The 17,851-nt window shown below is 63.3% G+C and carries 15 protein-coding genes; 8 read left to right on the top strand and 7 right to left on the bottom strand.

The features are described from left to right. Positions 1 to 53 precede the first annotated feature (53 nt). The 3 genes from I8N66_RS00745 (at position 54) to I8N66_RS00735 (ending at position 5,241) form a co-directional block, all read left to right on the top strand. Positions 54 to 3,239 (top strand): multidrug efflux RND transporter permease subunit, encoded by a 3,186-nt coding sequence (locus tag I8N66_RS00745; protein ID WP_113536599.1) that lies wholly within the window; start codon positions 54 to 56, stop codon positions 3,237 to 3,239. Positions 3,240 to 3,464: 225 nt separating this feature from the next. Beyond that, positions 3,465 to 4,658, top strand: a complete 1,194-nt coding sequence (gene dapE / locus I8N66_RS00740) for a succinyl-diaminopimelate desuccinylase (protein WP_113536600.1) — start codon at positions 3,465 to 3,467, stop codon at positions 4,656 to 4,658. Further along, on the top strand, positions 4,645 to 5,241 hold the full coding sequence (locus I8N66_RS00735; RefSeq protein WP_113536601.1) for a hypothetical protein: 597 nt from the start codon (positions 4,645 to 4,647) through the stop codon (positions 5,239 to 5,241). The genes dapE and I8N66_RS00735 overlap by 14 nt, the downstream gene beginning before the upstream one ends. 85 nt (positions 5,242 to 5,326) lie before the next feature. Here the strand turns inward: I8N66_RS00735 and truA are convergent, their stop codons facing one another. From truA to def, 3 genes are all read right to left on the bottom strand, one after another. Then, positions 5,327 to 6,070 (bottom strand): tRNA pseudouridine(38-40) synthase TruA, encoded by a 744-nt coding sequence (gene truA, locus I8N66_RS00730; RefSeq protein ID WP_113536602.1) that lies wholly within the window; start codon positions 6,068 to 6,070, stop codon positions 5,327 to 5,329. Further along, positions 6,070 to 7,005, bottom strand: coding sequence for a methionyl-tRNA formyltransferase (fmt, locus tag I8N66_RS00725; RefSeq protein ID WP_291148494.1), 936 nt, complete (start codon positions 7,003 to 7,005; stop codon positions 6,070 to 6,072). Before fmt ends, truA begins: the two co-directional genes overlap by 1 nt. A 163-nt stretch (positions 7,006 to 7,168) precedes the next feature. Beyond that, positions 7,169 to 7,693 (bottom strand): peptide deformylase, encoded by a 525-nt coding sequence (gene def / locus I8N66_RS00720; protein WP_113536771.1) that lies wholly within the window; start codon positions 7,691 to 7,693, stop codon positions 7,169 to 7,171. 151 nt (positions 7,694 to 7,844) lie between these two features. Here def and I8N66_RS00715 point away from each other — a divergent pair, with 151 nt between their 5' ends. The 3 genes from I8N66_RS00715 (at position 7,845) to I8N66_RS00705 (ending at position 12,794) form a co-directional block, all read left to right on the top strand. Further along, complete coding sequence (locus tag I8N66_RS00715) at positions 7,845 to 9,038, top strand: DNA recombination protein RmuC (protein ID WP_291148491.1); 1,194 nt, start codon at positions 7,845 to 7,847, stop codon at positions 9,036 to 9,038. Between the two features lie 51 nt (positions 9,039 to 9,089). Next, complete coding sequence (locus I8N66_RS00710) at positions 9,090 to 9,989, top strand: ribokinase (RefSeq protein ID WP_113536605.1); 900 nt, start codon at positions 9,090 to 9,092, stop codon at positions 9,987 to 9,989. A gap of 405 nt (positions 9,990 to 10,394) precedes the next feature. After that, entirely contained in the window at positions 10,395 to 12,794 is a 2,400-nt protein-coding gene (locus tag I8N66_RS00705; protein ID WP_291148486.1) for a methyl-accepting chemotaxis protein, read from the top strand. Positions 12,795 to 12,868: 74 nt separating this feature from the next. Here I8N66_RS00705 and I8N66_RS00700 read toward each other — a convergent pair whose 3' ends face one another. Continuing rightward, positions 12,869 to 13,813: a nucleoside hydrolase gene (locus tag I8N66_RS00700; protein ID WP_291148483.1), complete on the bottom strand. Its 945-nt coding sequence runs from the start codon at positions 13,811 to 13,813 to the stop codon at positions 12,869 to 12,871. A 256-nt stretch (positions 13,814 to 14,069) separates the two neighbouring features. On the opposite strand from I8N66_RS00700, the gene I8N66_RS00695 reads away from it, so the two are divergent. Together I8N66_RS00695 and I8N66_RS00690 are read left to right on the top strand one after the other, a co-directional pair. Further along, entirely contained in the window at positions 14,070 to 14,501 is a 432-nt protein-coding gene (locus I8N66_RS00695; RefSeq protein ID WP_034797386.1) for an Hsp20 family protein, read from the top strand. A 47-nt stretch (positions 14,502 to 14,548) separates the two neighbouring features. Continuing rightward, on the top strand, positions 14,549 to 14,806 hold the full coding sequence (locus I8N66_RS00690) for a DUF1150 family protein (protein ID WP_113536610.1): 258 nt from the start codon (positions 14,549 to 14,551) through the stop codon (positions 14,804 to 14,806). A gap of 222 nt (positions 14,807 to 15,028) precedes the next feature. Here I8N66_RS00690 and trmB read toward each other — a convergent pair whose 3' ends face one another. The 3 genes from trmB to I8N66_RS00675 form a co-directional block, all read right to left on the bottom strand. After that, positions 15,029 to 15,727 (bottom strand): tRNA (guanosine(46)-N7)-methyltransferase TrmB, encoded by a 699-nt coding sequence (gene trmB / locus I8N66_RS00685; RefSeq protein ID WP_223726269.1) that lies wholly within the window; start codon positions 15,725 to 15,727, stop codon positions 15,029 to 15,031. Positions 15,728 to 15,896: 169 nt separating this feature from the next. Continuing rightward, a complete protein-coding gene (gene metK / locus I8N66_RS00680) occupies positions 15,897 to 17,165 on the bottom strand; it encodes a methionine adenosyltransferase (RefSeq protein WP_113536772.1) in 1,269 nt (422 codons plus the stop codon). A 199-nt stretch (positions 17,166 to 17,364) separates the two neighbouring features. Continuing rightward, positions 17,365 to 17,781 (bottom strand): helix-turn-helix domain-containing protein, encoded by a 417-nt coding sequence (locus tag I8N66_RS00675; protein WP_113536612.1) that lies wholly within the window; start codon positions 17,779 to 17,781, stop codon positions 17,365 to 17,367. Positions 17,782 to 17,851 lie beyond the last annotated feature (70 nt).

The raw sequence follows: 17,851 nt of genomic DNA, 5'->3' as shown, positions 1-17,851 counted from the left end.
ACATTTCGCCGCGAACGCCCGAGGTCTGCCTAAAACGTCCCAAGGGGGATACCATGAATTTCTCACGCTTCTTCGTCGACCGCCCGGTCTTCGCGGGCGTCCTTTCGGTCCTGATCTTCGTGGCCGGCCTGATCGGCATGACCGGTCTGCCGATCTCCGAATATCCCGAAGTCGTTCCGCCGCAGATCGTGGTGCGGGCGCAATATCCGGGCGCCAACCCGGCCGTCATTGCCGAGACGGTGGCAACGCCGCTCGAAGAACAGATCAACGGCGTCGAAGGCATGCTCTACATGCAGAGCCAGGCGACCGCCGACGGCCTGATGACGCTGACCGTCACCTTCGAACTCGGTACCGATCCCGACCAGGCCCAGCAGCTGGTACAGAACCGCGTCTCGCAGGCCGAGCCGCGGCTGCCCGAGGAAGTGCGCCGCCTCGGCGTAACCACCGTCAAAAGCTCGCCCGACCTGACACTGGTCGTGCACCTGATCTCGCCGAACGGGCAGTACGACATCAACTATCTGCGCAACTACGGTGTGCTGAACGTCAAGGATCGGCTGGCGCGCGTCGAGGGCGTGGGCCAGGTGCAGATATTCGGCGGCGGCGACTATTCTATGCGCGTCTGGATCGACCCGCAAAAGGCAGCCGAGCGCGGCCTTGCGGCGAGCGACATCGCCAACGCCGTGCGCGGGCAGAACGTCCAGGCAGCCGCCGGCGTCATCGGCGCCTCGCCTTCCGTTCCGGGCCTCGACCTGCAGCTTTCCGTGAACGCGCAGGGCCGCCTGCAAACGCCTGAGGATTTCGCCAACATCGTCGTCAAGTCCGGCGCAGAAGGCGAAGTCACCCGCCTTGGCGACGTCGCCCGCGTCGAGATGGGCGCTGCCGACTATTCGCTGCGCTCGCTGCTCGACAACAAGCCGGCCGTCGGCATGGGTATCTTCCAGGCGCCGGGTTCGAACGCGATCCAGATCTCGGAGAACGTGCACAAGGCCATGGCCGAGCTGAAGCTCACCATGCCCGAGGGCGTCGACTACGAAATCGTCTATGACACGACCCAGTTCGTGCGCGCCTCGATCGAATCGGTCATCCATACGCTGCTCGAAGCGATCGCCCTCGTCGTCATCGTCGTCATCGTCTTCCTGCAGACCTGGCGCGCCTCGATCATCCCGCTCGTCGCCGTTCCGGTCTCGATCGTCGGTACCTTCGCGGTGATGTACGTCTTCGGCTTCTCGATCAACGCGCTCAGCCTCTTCGGCCTGGTGCTGGCGATCGGCATCGTCGTCGACGACGCGATCGTGGTAGTCGAGAACGTCGAGCGCAACATCGAACAGGGCCTGTCGCCTGTCCAGGCAACCTACCGCGCCATGCAGGAAGTGTCAGGCCCGATTATCGCAATCGCGCTGGTGCTCGTCGCCGTTTTCGTCCCGCTTGCCTTCATCACCGGTCTCACCGGCCAGTTCTATCGTCAGTTTGCGCTGACGATCGCGATCTCCACGGTAATCTCGGCGCTGAACTCGCTGACGCTGTCTCCGGCTCTGGCCGCCCTTCTCTTGAAGGACCACCACGCGCCGAAGGACTGGCTGACGCGGGCGATGGACAAGCTCTTCGGCTGGTTCTTCCGCGGCTTCAACCGCTTCTTCGGAGCAAGCTCGGAAGCCTACGGCCGCGGCGTCGGACGGATCCTGACCCGCAAGTCGCTGATCATGGTCGTCTATGTGGTGCTGCTCGGCGTGACCTTCACGCTGTTCCGCGCCATCCCTGGCGGCTTCGTGCCGGCGCAGGACAAGCAGTACCTGATCGGCTTCGCCCAGCTTCCGGATGCAGCCACGCTCGATCGCTCGGAAGACGTGATCAAGCGCATGAGCGAGATCGCGCTCAAGCATCCGGGCGTCGAGAACGCCATCGCCTTCCCGGGCCTGTCGATCAACGGCTTCACCAACTCGTCGAACTCCGGCATTGTCTTCGTCGCCCTGAAGCCCTTCGAGGAACGCAAGACGCCCGAACTGTCCGGCGGCGCGATCGCCATGCAGCTCAACCAGGAATTCGGCGCGATCCAGGATGCCTTCATCGCCATGTTCCCGCCGCCGCCCGTCCAGGGCCTCGGCACGACCGGCGGCTTCAAGCTGCAGCTCGAGGACAAGAACGGCCTCGGCTACCAGGCGCTCGACGAGGCAACCAAGGCATTCCTCGCCAAGGCCTACCAGACACCTGAACTGGCCGGTCTCTATTCGAGCTACCAGATCAACGTGCCGCAGCTCTATGCCGACCTCGACCGCGTCAAGGCGCGCCAGCTCGGCGTGGCCGTCACCGACGTCTTCGAGACCCTGCAGATCTATTTGGGCTCGCTCTACGTCAACGACTTCAACGCCTTCGGCCGCACCTACAGCGTGCGCATCCAGGCGGACGCCAACTACCGCAGCCATGCCGACGACATCGGCAAGCTGAAGGTGCGTTCGCAGTCCGGCGAGATGATCCCGCTGTCGGCGCTTCTCAAGGTCGAGCAGACGGTCGGCGCCGAACGGGCGATCCGCTACAATGGCTTCCTGTCGGCCGACATCAATGGCGGCCCGGCACCGGGCTTCTCGTCCGGCCAGGCTCAGGCTGCCATCGAGAAGATCGCCGCCGAAACGCTGCCGCCCGGCATCGGCTTCGAATGGACGGATCTCACCTACCAGCAGATCCTGGCCGGCAATTCGGGCCTGCTCGTCTTCCCGCTGGCGCTGCTGCTCGTCTATCTCGTGCTTGCCGCACAGTATGAGAGCCTGACGCTACCGATCTCGATCATTCTGATCGTGCCGATGGGCATCATGGCGGCGCTGGTGGGCGTCTGGCTGACGGGAGGCGACAACAACGTCTTCACCCAGATCGGTCTGATCGTGCTGGTCGGCCTATCGGCGAAGAACGCCATCCTGATCGTCGAGTTCGCCCGCGAACTGGAACTCTCAGGCAGCACGCCGGTGAAAGCCGCGATCGAGGCGAGCCGGCTGCGTCTGCGCCCGATCCTGATGACCTCGATGGCCTTCATCATGGGCGTGGTGCCCTTGGTGATGTCCACCGGCGCGGGTGCGGAAATGCGCTCGGCCATGGGTGTCGCGGTCTTTGCCGGCATGATCGGCGTCACGGCGTTCGGCATCTTCATGACCCCGGTCTTCTACGTGCTGATCCGCAAGCTCACCGGCGAGCGGCCCTTGAAGCACGCCGGAGCCCATATCGAGGCGCCGCATCTCGCGCCGGGAGAGTAAGCCTCTCCTTCCCTTTCACGATCTTCAGGCGGGCCGGATCACTCCGGCCCGTTGAAGCTGCGGCGCTGCGCCTCCGCCCAGGCGCAGCGCCGCATTGCATCCCGCTGGACAAATCGCCCTGCCGCGTAGCGGTGCCCATCCCACGTGACAGTTCACTGACGATCGGATAAACCAGCAGCCTCCATTCCATTGGCTCCAGCGGCCAAGCAGACGGCATAGCGTTAGATGACCCCCACCGATCCAATCGCCAATCTCGCCAACCTCATTCGTTGTCCCTCGGTCACCCCGGCCGAAGGCGGAGCGCTTTCCGCCCTCGAGGCCATGCTGAAGCCGCTCGGCTTTGCGGTCGACCGCGTGGTGGCAAAGGACGCCGGCACGCCCGACATCGAGAACCTCTATGCACGGCTCGGCACCGAAGGCCCGCATCTGATGTTCGCCGGTCATACCGATGTCGTTCCGGTCGGCGACGAAGCCGCCTGGAGCCATGGGCCGTTTTCGGCCGAGATCGCCGGCGGGGAAATGTACGGCCGTGGCGCCGTCGACATGAAGGGCGGCATCGCCTGCTTCGTCGCGGCGGTCGCCCGCCACATCGACAAGCATGGCGCGCCGAAGGGCTCGATCTCCTTCCTCATCACCGGCGACGAAGAGGGGCCGGCGATCAACGGCACCACCAAACTCTTGCAATGGGCGGCCGACAAGGGCGAGCGCTGGGACGCCTGCCTCGTCGGCGAGCCGACCAATCCAGACCAGCTCGGCGACATGATCAAGATCGGCCGTCGCGGCTCGCTGTCGGGCCGCATCACGGTCCATGGCGTGCAAGGGCATGCGGCCTATCCGCATCTCGCCGACAGTCCCGTGCGCGGCATCCTGCAATTGACACAGGCGCTGATGGATCCGCCGTTCGACAACGGCACCGAGAGCTTCCAGGCATCGAACCTGGAAGTGACGACGATCGACGTCGGCAATGGTGCGGTCAACGTCATTCCGGCGAAAGCCACCGCCGCGTTCAACATCCGCTTCAACGACTCGTGGACGGCCGAAAGCCTGATGGCCGAGATCATCGCACGGCTCGACCGCGCTGCAGCGGCCGGCAGTCTGCGCCCGGACCGCGCGCCCGTCCGCTACGAAATCGTCTGGAGCGAGCGCCCGAGCCACGTGTTCCTGACGCGCAACAATGCGCTGATCGATTCGCTCTCGGGCGCCGTCGAGGCCGTCACCGGCCGGCAGCCGAAGCTGTCGACGACCGGTGGCACGTCGGACGCGCGCTTCATCAAGGACTATTGCCCGGTGGTGGAGTTTGGCCTGGTCGGCCAGACCATGCACATGGTCGACGAACGTGTCGCCGTCGCCGACCTCGAAACCCTGACCAATATTTACGAGACCTTCGTCCTGCGCTGGTTCGGCCATGCCGCTGCTTGACGAGGTGCTTGCCTATATCAAGGGCCTCTGGCTCTTGGCTCAGGGCAACGAAGAGGGTTTCCGCTGGCTCGATTTCAGCGAGAGCGGCCTCTGGCGCTCGTTCACGTCGATGCTCTGGTGCCTGCCGGCGATCGCCGTTACCTGGGCGTCCTGGCGGTTCTACTATCTGTCGGCGATGCCCGATGGGACGGTGATCGGCATAGGCTTCATCTTCAAGCTGTTGGTCGTCGATCTCGTCAGCTGGCTGCTGCCGCTGGTGCTGATCGCCATTCTGTCCCGTCCGCTCGGCTTTGCAGGAGCAGTGGTGCCGATCATCGTCACCACCAACTGGCTCTCCGTGCCGCTTTCCTACGCGATGGCGGTGCCGGCGGCGATCAGGCTCACCATTCCCGGAAGCCAAGGCCTGACGAGCCTGATCTGGCTGACGCTGCTCGTGGTCAGCATCGCCGTGCTCTTCCGGCTCTTGCGCATGCTGACGGGCAACCAGACGCTGCTGGCCTCGGCGCTGACGGCGCTCTTCCTGCTGCCCTCGATGATGATCGGCGACCTGCTGCAGCGCTTCTTCGGCCTGATCCCGAGCTAGAGTGCGCCGCGCAAAAGTATGCTGCGGTTTTGCTACAACGGTATGCTGTGAGATCGCGCTTCAGAGCTTCGGGATCGGCTTGCGATCAGTAATCCACTTGCAGGAAATAGAGCCCATCGGGTGGGGCCACGGGGCCGCAGGCCTTGCGGTTGCGCGCCTCAAGCGCTGCCTGCAAATCGTCCGGCGACCATTTGCCCTCGCCCACCAGCTTCAGCGATCCCGCAAAGGACCGGATCTGGTTGTGCAGGAAGCTCTGCGCCGTCGCGCGGATTTCGATGACGCCGCCAACGAGCGCGACGTCCAGCCGGTCGAGGGTCCGCACCGGGCTCGTCGCCTGGCAATGGGCGGAGCGGAAGGTGGTGAAATCGTGATGGCCGACGAGGCGCTGGGCGCCCGCATGCATCGCCTCATGGTCGAGCGGCTTCGGCACCCACCAGGCGCGCCGGGCTTCAAGTGCCAGCGGCGCGGGCCGTGAGATGATGCGGTAGAGATAATGCCGGCGCAGCGCCGAGAAGCGCGCATCGAATTCCTCGGACACTTCCTCGGCCTCGAGGATCGCCACGCGCTCGCCCGCAAGCCCCAGATGCGCGTTCAGCGCATTGCGAAGCGTATAGGGCTTCCACGGACGGGTCAGATCGGCATGCATGACCTGGCCGCTGGCGTGCACGCCGGAATCGGTGCGGCCGGCGCCACGGATCGAAACGGTCTCGCCGGTCAGAGACAGGATCGCCTTTTCGATCGCCCCTTGCACGGACTCGCCATTGTCCTGCCGCTGCCAGCCGACATAGTCCGAGCCGTCATACTCGACGGTCAGCTTGAACCGCGGCATCAGCCGACCCTCGTGCCGGGCGCAACCGGTGTTCCGCGCAGGAAGTCGGCCGCTCCGAGCGCCTTGCCGCCGGCGCGCTGCAGGCGGGTCAGCCGAACCGCGCCTTCGCCGCAGGCGATCGTCAGGCTATCGGCGAGCACCGTTCCGGCCTCACCCGTGCCGGAAGCGGGCTGCGAGTTCAGCACCTTGATGCGCTCCGGCTTGCCGGCGATTTCGAGCTCAAACCAGGCGCCCGGGAACGGCGACAGGCCGCGGATATGATCATGCACCTCGCGTGAAGGACGGGCGAAGTCGATGCGGGTTTCCGCCTTGCTGATCTTCTGGGCGTAGACGACACCATCCTCGGCCTGGACCGTCAGCGGCAGATCGTCGGCCTCGAGCTTCGCCATCGCTTCCCGCATCAGGCTGGCGCCAATCTGCATCAGTCGGTCGTGCAGCTCGCCACCGGTCATCGTCTCGCCGATCTGGACCGTCTTGGTGAGAGCGACCGGGCCCGTATCGAGTCCCTTTTCCATCTTCATCACCATCATGCCGGTCTCATGATCGCCGGCCATGATCGCGCGCTGGATGGGTGCGGCACCGCGCCAGCGTGGCAGCAGCGAGGCGTGGCCATTGTAGCAGCCGAGCTTGGTGCCCGTGAGGATGGCCTCGGGCAGAAGCAGGCCATAGGCGACGACGACGGCGACGTCGGCGTCGAAATCACTGAAGGTCTGGCGATCCGCCTCGTCCTTGAAGTTTAGCGGCGTCAGCACGGGAATGCCGAGCAGTTCAGCTGCCTGGTGCACCGGCGACTTCTGCAGATCGAGCCCGCGGCGACCACCGGGCCGTGGCGGCTGCGTATAGGCGGCAACGATCTGGTGACCGGCTTCCGCGAGCGCTGCCAGCGTCGGCACGGAAAATTCCGGCGTACCCATGAAGATGATGCGAAGCGACAAGGCGGTAACTCCGTCCTCTCAGATCACTTCATGCGGGGAAACGGCGAAATGATCTCATTCTCTGAAACAGGGCAACCCCGGGAGGAAAACCGTTTCACGCTTTTCCTGGAGTCAAATTCAGCCGTTCGCGCGATCTGTTCGCGACCGCTTGTGCGATCGAAGCTCAGATCGCCTTGGCGCCGCGCGTCTTGGCGGCCTTGGTGAACTTGCGGATCACCATGTCGCGCTTGAGCTTGGAGATGTGATCGATGAACAACACGCCGTTCAGGTGATCGATCTCGTGCTGCAGGCAGGTGGCGAGCAGGCCGTCGGCTTCGATCGTCTGCTGCTTGCCGTCACGGTCGAGATGCTTGACGGTGATCGACGCGGGGCGCTCGACCTCGGCGTAGTAATCCGGGATCGACAGGCAGCCTTCCTCGTAGACCGAATAGGTTTCGGACGAAGCGACGATCTCGGGATTGATGAAGACGAGCGGCGTCTTCTCGTCGCCCTCTTTCGAAACGTCGAGCACCAGCATGCGCCTGGCGACACCGATCTGGATCGCGGCAAGGCCGATGCCGGGGGCATCGTACATGGTTTCGAGCATGTCGTCGGCCAGACGGCGGACGTCCGCGTCGACGGTTTCGATCGGCGTGGAAACCTGGCGAAGCACAGGATCGGGAAGGATGATAAGCGGCTTGATCGTCATGCTGCTCCCATAGCCGATCTTTCCATCGGCGTGCAAGGAAATTGGCTTGCCACCTTCGGCAGCCTTTCCTGGACGGGCCGGCGTTAACTGCACGGCGCAAATGTTCTTGTTTTGATCTACACATAACCAAAGAATCTGTTAGGTTTGGCGCATGGAACCTGCGCCTCTTCCCTTCGCCCAGCCGCTGTTTTTCATCGGCACCTTGCCGATCACCCTTGGCCATCTCGCGATTGCCGTCGGCCTGGTGGTCGTCGTTGCAATTTTGATGGCGCTTTCGCGGCGACGGGACAACGGCGACGAGGAGCGGCAGGAGCAGATGGCAATGCTGCTCGCCGCCCAGACGGAGATGCAAGGGCGGGTCGCCGCCATGGCCGAGGTCTTCGGCGCGCGGCAGGCAGAACTCAACCAGACGCTCAGCCAGCGCATCGACGGCATGACCCATCGCATCGGCGCCTCGATCACCGAACAGACCAAGGCGACGCACGAAAACCTCAGGCGGCTGCAGGAACGGCTGGCGGTCATCGACAACGCCCAGAACAACATCCAGTCGCTGGCCAAGGACATGGCCGGGCTGCAGGCAATCCTTTCCAACAAGCAGACGCGCGGCGCCTTCGGCCAGTCGCGCATGGAAGCGATCATCGCCGACGGGCTGCCTATGGGCGCCTTCGCCTTCCAGACGACGCTGTCGAACGGTGCACGACCCGACTGCACGATCCGCATGCCGAACGGCCAGCCGCCGCTCGTCATCGACGCCAAGTTTCCGCTGGAAGCCTGGAACGCGATGCGTGACGCACCGGATGCCGAACGCCGCCAGCAGATCGCCCAGCTTTTCCGCCGCGACATGGAAACGCATGTGCGCGATATCGCCAGCAAATATCTGATCTCCGGAGAGACGCAGGACACCGCGTTCCTCTTCGTGCCGTCCGAATCGATCTTCGCCGAAATCCACGAGCATTTCGAAGCGATCGTACAGAAGGCACACCGCCAGCGGATCGTCATCGTTTCCCCTTCCCTGCTCCTGCTGTCGATCCAGGTGATTCAGGCGATCCTCAAGGATGCGCGCATGCGTGAGCAGGCGCATCTGATCCAGGGCGAAGTCGCCAGATTGATGGAGGATCTCGGCCGTCTCGACGAGCGCGTGCGCAAGCTCCAGGGCCATTTCGCCATGAGCCAGAAAGACGTCGAGGACATTCTGATCTCATCGAGCAAGCTTACCCGGCGCGGCGCAAAGATCGAGGCGCTCGAACTCGAGGCCGAAGGCGGCACGCAGGAAACGACCGACCCGCGCGCTGCCGTCGACAACCGGGTGGGGCAATTGCGCCTGCGGGTGGTTGACGAGGACTGAGGCTCTCGGGCACTCTCCGGCCCACTCTGCAATCCGACGGGAAATTTTCACATGATCACTGTTTTTGGGTCCATCAACATGGACCTGATCGCCACGACCGCACGCCTTCCGAAGCCGGGCGAGACCGTCGCCGGAACGGGCTTTTCGACCGCCGCCGGCGGCAAGGGCGCAAACCAGGCCCTGGCCGCACGACGTGCCGGAGCGACAGTGCAGATGGCGGGTGCGATCGGGGCCGACAGCTTCGCCGAAGGTGCCCTGGAACTCTTGAAGGGTGCCGGCACGGACATGTCGCTGACCAAGACGGTAGATGAGCCGACCGGCACCGCGCATATCCTCGTCGGTGGTGACGGCGAAAACGTCATCGTCGTGGTCGCGAGCGCCAATGCGACCGTCGACGAGGCCGATGCGGTGAAGGCCGTCGACGGCATGAAGCCTGGCGACACGTTGATGCTGCAACTCGAAATTCCGGCGGCATCCGTCGAGAGGGCCTTGAACGCAGCCAAACAGAAGGGCGTGCGTTCGGTCATCAACATCGCGCCGCTGACGCCGGATGCGGCACGTCTCGGTCGCATGGCCGATATCGTCATTGCCAACGAGACCGAATTCGAGCTGCTGGCCGGCAAGAGCGGCATCAGCAGTGCGGAGCGCGAAGACGCGATGAAGGCTCTCCATGCGGAGACCGGACAGACTGTCATCGTCACGCTTGGCGCCGATGGCGTCGTCGCGGTGCACGAGGGCGAAATCCAGCGTGCCAAGGGCCTGAAGATCGAACCGGTGGATACGGTCGGCGCCGGCGACACCTTCTGTGGCTATCTCGCGGCCAGCTTGGATGCCGGCATTGCCTTCCCCGATGCGTTGCGCCGTGCCGCAGTTGCCGGTTCGCTCGCCTGCCTCAAGCGCGGCGCGCAACCTTCGATCCCGCTTGCCACGGAAGTGGCATCACGCCTTTAGTTCGTAACGCGTCTGGGCCGGATCGACCGGACCCACAATGCGAATGCTCGGCGAAAACCAAGCCGAGTGCGGGCGAAACGCGCCCGCACTTTCTTCCTGCCACGCTCTGGCGCTCGGCCATCTCCAGCCCTTGAAATCAGCGTTTGCGCAATCCGGACAGGCGATGTCGCGGAGATAAAACTTTGCGCGCAATTTTATCAAAGCGATCGGTAAAACAGCGTCCGCGTTGGCCCTATCTTAAGAATCTCCAGTCTATTCAGGACCCTGAGAGAGCCGGTCGAAAATGACCCGGTTGCCTCCGACATGCCGGTCGGCATCTGACGCTCCATGATGGAGTTCACCCCCATTGCGAAATGCGTCCACCGCAGGTGAAAGCCTGCGGACCTCCCAGCACGTGAGGATTTCATGTTCAAGTTCCAAGCCAAATCGCTGGCGACCAAACTGATCGCGGTGACAGGCGGCACGATCGCACTAGTCCTGCTCGCTTCGAATTTCGTTCTTATCTCCCAGACCCAGGATCGCGTCGAAACGCTGGTCCTCGAACAGGCAAGCGGTGAAGCCCGGGCAATCGCCTCGGACATCGCCGGCGACATCGGCGAGCTTGCAAGTGCAGCGCGCTCGATGGCCGGCATTCTTGGCCGCGCGCATGCCGAAAAGTCGCTGGAGCGCACCGGGGTGATCAATATCCTCAGGGCGAACCTCGAGCAGAACCCGTTTGCCTTCGGCAGCTGGTTCGCGGAGGAGCCCAAGGCCTTCGACGGCCGTCAGGAGGACGTCGTCAACAACAAGGAACTGGGCGGTAACGACAAGGGCATCTTCACGCCCTACTGGTCGAAGAGCCGCACCAACGAAATCCAGTACTCCACTTTCGGCGCCGACTACGCGGCCGAGTGGTACAAACTCGCTGCAACAAGCGGCAAGGGCGCGATCACCCAGCCCTACACCGCGCAGGACACCGACGTTCCGACCGCAATGAGCTCGATCGCCTATCCGGTCATGTCCGGCGGCAAGCTTCTGGGTGTTACCGGCGTCGACATTTCGCTCGCCTCGCTCGGCGATGGCCTGGCGAAGCTGAAGCCCTTCGACACTGGCCGCGTCTACCTCCTGTCGCAGAGCGGCAAGTGGCTGGTGGCGCCGATCCCGGAACTCCTGCTCAAGGAATATGACGGCGAAGGCAACGATGTCGTCAAGAATGCGCTTGCCTCCGGCAAGCCGGGCATCATCTCCAACCTTTCCTATGATGGCAACGAGCCCTTCGACCGTCTCGTCTATCCGTTCACCCTCTCGGGCGTGAACACCAACTGGGTCGTGCTCGTCGACGTGCCGCGCACCGCGATCAATGCCCCGGTCAAGGACCAGACCTACATGATGATCGTCGGCGGCCTCGTCGTACTCGGCGCCGTGCTGCTCGGTCTCTATCTCGCTGTCCGTGGTTTCGTGCAGAAGCCTCTCGCGGCGCTGGTCAAGGACGTCGCCAACCTCAGCCACGGCGACTACACCAAGGCGATTGCCGGCCAGGACCGCTCCGACGAAACCGGCGAAGTCGCCAAGGCGCTCGAAGGTTTCCGCCATCAGCTTGCTGACACCACGCGACTGGAAGGCGAAGCCCGCCACGAGCGCGAACAGGCCGAACGCGAGCGCAATCGCTCGGAAACCGAGCGTGCCGAAACCGGCGCCCTTCAGCGCGACATCGTCGCCCGCCTCGGCAAGGGCCTGTCGCACCTGTCGTCCGGCGATCTCGCCTTCCGCATCACGGACGATTTCCCGGGCGAATACGCTCAACTGAAGCGCGACTTCAACGCGACGATGGAAAGCCTCGAAGAGACGATCCGCACCGTCAACCATTCGGTCGTCAACATCGGCAACGGCACCAGCGAAATCAGCAGCGCCGCCAACGATCTGTCGCACCGCACCGAACAGCAGGCGGCAAGCCTGGAAGAAACCGCGGCGGCCCTCGACGAATTGACGTCGCAGGTCAACGCCAGCGCCGAAAACGCCAAGGTCGCCGCCAAGTCGGTGGAAGTCGCCAGCAGCGATGCCGGACAGTCGGGCGAAGTGGTGCAGAAGGCCATTGCCGCGATGAAGGGTATCGAGCAGTCGTCGCACGAAGTCAGCCGCATCATCGGCGTCATCGACGAGATCGCCTTCCAGACCAACCTTTTGGCGCTCAACGCCGGCGTCGAAGCCGCCCGTGCCGGCGATGCCGGCAAGGGGTTTGCCGTCGTCGCCCAGGAAGTGCGCGAGCTCGCCCAGCGCTCCGCCAATGCCGCCAAGGAGATCAAGACTCTGATCAACACCTCGGCCGGACAGGTGCGCGAAGGCGTCGATCTCGTCGGCAAGGCCGGCGGCGCACTCGAGAAGATCGCTGAGCAGGTCGTTCAGATCAACGGCCTCATCCGCCAGATCTCGAGCTCGGCCTCCGAGCAGGCCGTCGGCCTGAAGGAGATCAACTCGGCCGTCAACCAGATGGACCAGGTGACCCAGCAGAACGCCGCCATGGTCGAAGAGACGACGGCCGCCGGCATGGCGCTCAACGAAGAGGCCCGGACGCTGAACGCGCTGGTTGCCCGCTTCCGCGTCGCCCAAGCCTCCGGTTCGTCGCAGCCCTCCTCGTCCGAGATGCTGCGTGGCACAGCCGAACGCATGCGTGCGGCCGAACGTCCGGCACCGGCTCCTGTCCGCGAGGCGCGACCGGCTCCGGCGGCAACCCCGGCACGCAGCAGCTACTCCGCCTCGACGCAGCGGGTACTCACCCAGACCTCAGGCGCCAACGCGCTTGCCCAGGACAATTGGGAAGAGTTCTGATCAACAGATCGAGAAAAAGAAACGGCGCCCTCGGGGCGCCGTTTTTGTTTGATGCGTGGCGATCTGGCGCGGGATCAGATGCGCGCCAACCGCTCGGTCAAAAGATCGAAGAAGCCCTGGTCGTCGACGAAGCGCATGACCTTGGCGTTGCGCGGCCGGCCAGTGACCTGCCACCAGTCGACAACCGTCATGCCCGCCGTCAGCGGCGACTTGGTTTCGATCTCGACGTTGCAATCGCGGCCGGTGAAAAGCTCGGGGCGCAGCAGATAGGCGATGACCGTCGGGTCGTGCAGCGGGCCGCCATCGGTGCCGTATTTCTCGATATCGAACCGCTCGAAGAATTCGAGCATCTCCGCCATGGCGATCGCCGGGCGGCTGCCGATGTCGCGGATCTTCTGCACCCGCGCCTTGTGGGTGAGCACGCGATGGGTGACGTCGAGCGGCATCATCACGATCGGAATGCCCGAGCGGAAGACGAAATCGGCGGCTTCCGGATCGACATAGATGTTGAACTCTGCCGCCGGCGTGATGTTGCCGCCTTCAAAGAAGCCGCCGCCCATCATCACCAGTTCCTTCACCCGCGGCGCGATCTCGGGCGCCTTCTGAAGCGCGAGCGCAATGTTGGTGAGCGGGCCGAGGGTGCAGAGCGTTACGGTGCCCTCTGCCTCGTTGCGCAGTGTTTCGACGATGAAGTCGACCGCGTGCTGTTCCTCGAGCTTCATCGTCGGCTCGTCGAGCGTCGGGCCGTCGAGGCCGGTCTTGCCGTGGACGTGCTCGGCGGTCACCAGCGGGCGGGCGATCGGCTTGTCGGCGCCGGAAAAGACCCGAACCTTCGGCCGGTCGCAGAGTTCGCAAAGAATGCGGGCGTTGCGGGCGGTCAGGGCCAACGGCACGTTGCCGGCTACCGTGGTGATGCCGAGCAGGTCGATCTCTTCCGGGCTTCCGAAAGCGAGCATGATTGCGGCGGCATCGTCCTGCCCGGGATCGGTGTCTATGATTATCTTTCTCGGCACGGGCACTCTCTCGTCCTCCCTGGATCACGTTTGGCTGGGCCTACCCGGCACAAAGCGCGATCGATTGCAATGCACCGGAGCGTGTACGGGGCCGCATGCGCCCTCCTCGCTTCGCTGTTGGATTCTGCGAGAGCGGACTATGATTTGCGTGCACGTCTGAGGCAAGCGGCTTGCACTCATTGCGCACAGCTACCATATTGCCGCGAGGATGCTGCTGGGCAGGTCCGAACAACGGTCGCTTGATCTCGCAAGGACTTGAGGAATGAGCCGAATTACGCCCTTTACGAGCCCGCTGCTGCTGGGTTTCGACACGATGGAAAAGACCCTTGAGCGTATCGCCAAGGGCAACGACGGATATCCGCCTTACAATATCGAACGCGTTCGCGGCGATGCGTCGACGGACGAGCCGGAAAGGCTGCGCATCACGCTTGCGGTGGCCGGCTTCTCCGAAGAGGACCTCGAGGTCACCACCGAAGAGAACCAGCTCGTCATTCGCGGCCGCCAGATCGACAATGGCGATCGTGATTACCTGCACCGCGGCATCGCCGCGCGCCAGTTCCAACGCACCTTCGTTCTGGCCGATGGCATGAAGGTTCTTGGCGCCGAGCTGCGCAACGGCCTGCTCTCGGTTGACCTCGTTCGTCCTGAGCCGGTGCGTATGGTAAAGAAAATTAACATTTCAGTCCCAGAGTAGGATAACCGGCGGGATTCTCCCCTGGCCGGCGACCACGGAGTATCACCATGGGACTGAAAGCCATCAGCTCGTCACTGTCGAAGAACGACCTCGCGCATCTGGGCGAAGGCGAAATCGGTTACATCCGGAAAATGCGTTCGGACGAAGTGTCGCGCTGCTTCCCGGAAGCACCCGAGATGGGACCGGGTATTGATCTCTGGGCGCTCTTCGGCGCCGACGGCACGCCGATCCTCCTGACCGACAACCGTTCCAGCACCTTCTTCAAGGCCGCCGAGGACGATCTGCGCACTGTCACACTGCACTGATCTTACGCCCGCCATTGGCGGTGGGCGCTGACCTATCGGGATGACGCAGCCGCTCCCTCGAGCCTGAAATTCCGGGCGGAAAATCGCTTCGCGCCCGTTCCTGGGATTGGTCTTCTCGTCCGCAATTCCAGACGGAAAGCCGCGTCGCACTTTTCCTGGAATTGAATTTAGAGCAACGCAATCCCGGACGGAAAACCGCTTCGCACTTTTCCTGGAATTGCTTTAGACGCGCCGGAAAGTGAGATAGGCGGAGCTCCGGCCTTCCCTGCGCGCCTTGGCCTCGTAGCGTGTGCTCGGCCATCCCTCGTAGGGCGTCAGCCAGTCGGCTGCCTTCTGCGCCGTCCATTCGAAGGCCGCATGATCGCGGCAATGCAACAGTGTCCAATTGACATAGGTGTCGATATCCGAGGCGAAGCAGAACACGCCGCCGGGCTTCAGCACGCGCGCAAAACGGTCGAGATTGACCTTGGAGACAAAGCGGCGCTTCCAGTGTTTACGCTTCGGCCACGGATCCGGATAAAGCAGGTCGATCTGGTCGACCGATGCGGCCGGCAGCCAATCGAGGACCTGGGTGGCGTCGTCGTCGTAGAGGCGAATGTTGCTGACGCCGCGATCCTCGATGTGACCGACGAGCTTGGCCATGGAATTGACGAAAGGTTCGACGCCGATGAAGCCGGTCGAGGGCGTTTCGGCGGCGCGGTGGATCAGGTGTTCGCCGCCGCCGAAGCCGATTTCCAGCCGGATTCGCCCGACATCCTGAGGAAACAGTGTCTTCAGCTCCGCCGGAGCAGCGCTCGACAGATCGAGCTTCAGCGTCGGCAGCACGGTTTCCAGATGCGCCGCCTGCCGCTCGCGCAACGGCTTGCCCTTGCGGCGGCCGAAGAAGGCCTCGGTTGCTCTGGCACGGCGCGGTTCGGTCATGTCGTTTGTCCCTTGGTCACGCTGATCCCGGATCAAGCCAACCCAAAATCAAAATGAACGAAGCGGGCGCTCCTTGCCGGAGCACCCGCCCTGAATTTCGCAAGCGCCTGATAGCAGGCCACTGCGCTATCTTCAATGCGCGGCTTTGTCGGCCACGCTGATCGCTCGCTTAGGCAGCGGCCCGGCCGTTGACGGCACTGCCCTGATCGATCGCCGCCTTCAGCGGCTTGACCAGGTCGAGCTTCTCCCAGGAGAAGGAACCGTCGCGGCCAGCCTTGCGGCCAAAGTGACCGTAAGCAGACGTCTTGGCATAGATCGGCTTGTTGAGATCCAGGTGACGACGGATACCCGACGGCGACAGATCCATCGTCTTGCGGATGGCCTGTTCGACCTGGTCTTCCGAGACCTTGCCGGTGCCATGCAGGTCGACATAGATCGACAGCGGCTGGGCAACGCCGATGGCGTAGGAGAGCTGGATCGTGCAACGGTCCGAAAGACCGGCAGCAACGACGTTCTTTGCCAGGTAGCGCGCGGCATAGGCAGCCGAACGGTCGACCTTGGTCGTGTCCTTGCCCGAGAAGGCGCCGCCACCGTGCGGTGCCGCACCGCCATAGGTATCCACGATGATCTTGCGGCCGGTCAGGCCGGCGTCGCCGTCCGGACCGCCGATGACGAACTTGCCGGTCGGGTTGATGTACCAGGTGCAATCGTCAGCGATCTTCAGATCGTCAAGCGCTTCGCGAATATAGGGCTCGACAACCGAGCGAACCTTGGTGGAATCCCAGGTGTCGTCGAGGTGCTGGGTCGACAGGACGATCGAGGTGACTTCCGCCGGCTTGCCGTCGACGTATCGTACGGTGACCTGGCTCTTGGCGTCCGGGCCGAGCTTGGCGACTTCGCCCTCGCCCTTCTTGCGGGCGGCGGCGAGCAGATTGAGGATGCGGTGCGAGTAGTAGATCGGGGCCGGCATGAGTTCGGCGGTTTCGCGGCAAGCGTAGCCGAACATGATGCCCTGGTCGCCAGCACCTTCTTCGCCCTGCTTGTCGGCGGCGCTGTCGACGCCCTGAGCGATATGGGCCGACTGGAAGTGCAGCAGCACGTCGATCTTCGCCGTCTTCCAGTGGAAGCCGTCCTGCTCGTAGCCGATCTCGCGGATCGCCTTGCGGGCGGCGGACTTGAACTTCGAGGGGTTGATGACGTCGTTGCCGTCCTTGTCCTTCTTCAGAAGGCTCGGCGGCAGGCGCACTTCGCCGGCAATGACGACGCGGTTGGTGGTCGCCAAGGTTTCGCAAGCGATGCGAACGCCCCATGGGTCGACACCGGTCTTGGCGGCCTCACGGTAGACCAGATCCACGATCTCGTCGGAGATACGGTCACACACCTTGTCCGGATGACCTTCGGCTACGGATTCACTCGTGAACAGGTAGTTTGCACGCATGCGGGAAGTCCCCTCAATGAAGAAAAGCGCTGGCATGGTGTTAGTGGTTTTGCGCCCGAAAAACAAGCGCACAACGACATAAATATATCTTTATATCACCACCGAAGCCAATCACTTTGGTGCGCCGGCGGAAAAGCGCGCATGAAAAAAGCGGCACAAGAGGCCGCTTTGTTTTCAAGTCCCGACGGGAACGTTGGAACTATTCGCTTTCCGCTTCCGCAGCGAGCGCCTTGACGAGATCGACGAGGCGGCGACGAACCTTCGGATCCGTGATCTTGACGAAGGCACGGTTGAGTTGCAGCCCCTCGGAAGACGAAAGGAAATCCACAACGTAGTTGGAACTGGAGGCTTCCGCCATGCCGGGCTGGCCGGAGGTGTCACCCGGCGCATCTTCGAAGAAGAAGGAAACCGGAACGTTCAGAATGCCCGAAATGTTCTGCAAGCGGCTCGCGCCGACGCGGTTCGTGCCCTTCTCGTACTTCTGAATCTGCTGAAAGGTGATCCCCAGACTTTCGCCGAGCTTCTCCTGGCTCATGCCAAGCATCGTGCGGCGAAGACGAATCCGACTACCGACATGGATGTCGATCGGGTTCGGCTTCTTTTTGTTTTCGATCATATCTGCGTTCCCAAACACGCTGTTTCGTTTGATCCACCGCCTCACACGGGAGCGCCGCTCACCGGGGCGA

This window comes from Ensifer sp. SSB1, assembly GCF_016652895.1.
GTDB lineage: Bacteria > Pseudomonadota > Alphaproteobacteria > Rhizobiales > Rhizobiaceae > Ensifer.
Note: the sequence above shows the minus strand (reverse complement) of the source record. Positions and strands in the feature narration are given on the sequence as shown.

What these genes read in the sequence shown, in the direction of transcription:
- dapE (WP_113536600.1), top strand. Translation starts at nt 3,465, where the DNA reads ATGACCCCCACCGATCCAATCGCCAATCTCGCCAACCTCATTCGTTGT.
- truA (WP_113536602.1), bottom strand. Translation starts at nt 6,070, where the DNA reads ATGCCGCGGTTCAAGCTGACCGTCGAGTATGACGGCTCGGACTATGTC.
- I8N66_RS00745 (WP_113536599.1), top strand. Translation starts at nt 54, where the DNA reads ATGAATTTCTCACGCTTCTTCGTCGACCGCCCGGTCTTCGCGGGCGTC.
- I8N66_RS00710 (WP_113536605.1), top strand. Translation starts at nt 9,090, where the DNA reads ATGATCACTGTTTTTGGGTCCATCAACATGGACCTGATCGCCACGACC.
- metK (WP_113536772.1), bottom strand. Translation starts at nt 17,165, where the DNA reads ATGCGTGCAAACTACCTGTTCACGAGTGAATCCGTAGCCGAAGGTCAT.
- I8N66_RS00715 (WP_291148491.1), top strand. Translation starts at nt 7,845, where the DNA reads ATGGAACCTGCGCCTCTTCCCTTCGCCCAGCCGCTGTTTTTCATCGGC.
- I8N66_RS00675 (WP_113536612.1), bottom strand. Translation starts at nt 17,781, where the DNA reads ATGATCGAAAACAAAAAGAAGCCGAACCCGATCGACATCCATGTCGGT.
- trmB (WP_223726269.1), bottom strand. Translation starts at nt 15,727, where the DNA reads ATGACCGAACCGCGCCGTGCCAGAGCAACCGAGGCCTTCTTCGGCCGC.
- def (WP_113536771.1), bottom strand. Translation starts at nt 7,693, where the DNA reads ATGACGATCAAGCCGCTTATCATCCTTCCCGATCCTGTGCTTCGCCAG.
- I8N66_RS00690 (WP_113536610.1), top strand. Translation starts at nt 14,549, where the DNA reads ATGGGACTGAAAGCCATCAGCTCGTCACTGTCGAAGAACGACCTCGCG.
- I8N66_RS00705 (WP_291148486.1), top strand. Translation starts at nt 10,395, where the DNA reads ATGTTCAAGTTCCAAGCCAAATCGCTGGCGACCAAACTGATCGCGGTG.
- I8N66_RS00735 (WP_113536601.1), top strand. Translation starts at nt 4,645, where the DNA reads ATGCCGCTGCTTGACGAGGTGCTTGCCTATATCAAGGGCCTCTGGCTC.
- I8N66_RS00695 (WP_034797386.1), top strand. Translation starts at nt 14,070, where the DNA reads ATGAGCCGAATTACGCCCTTTACGAGCCCGCTGCTGCTGGGTTTCGAC.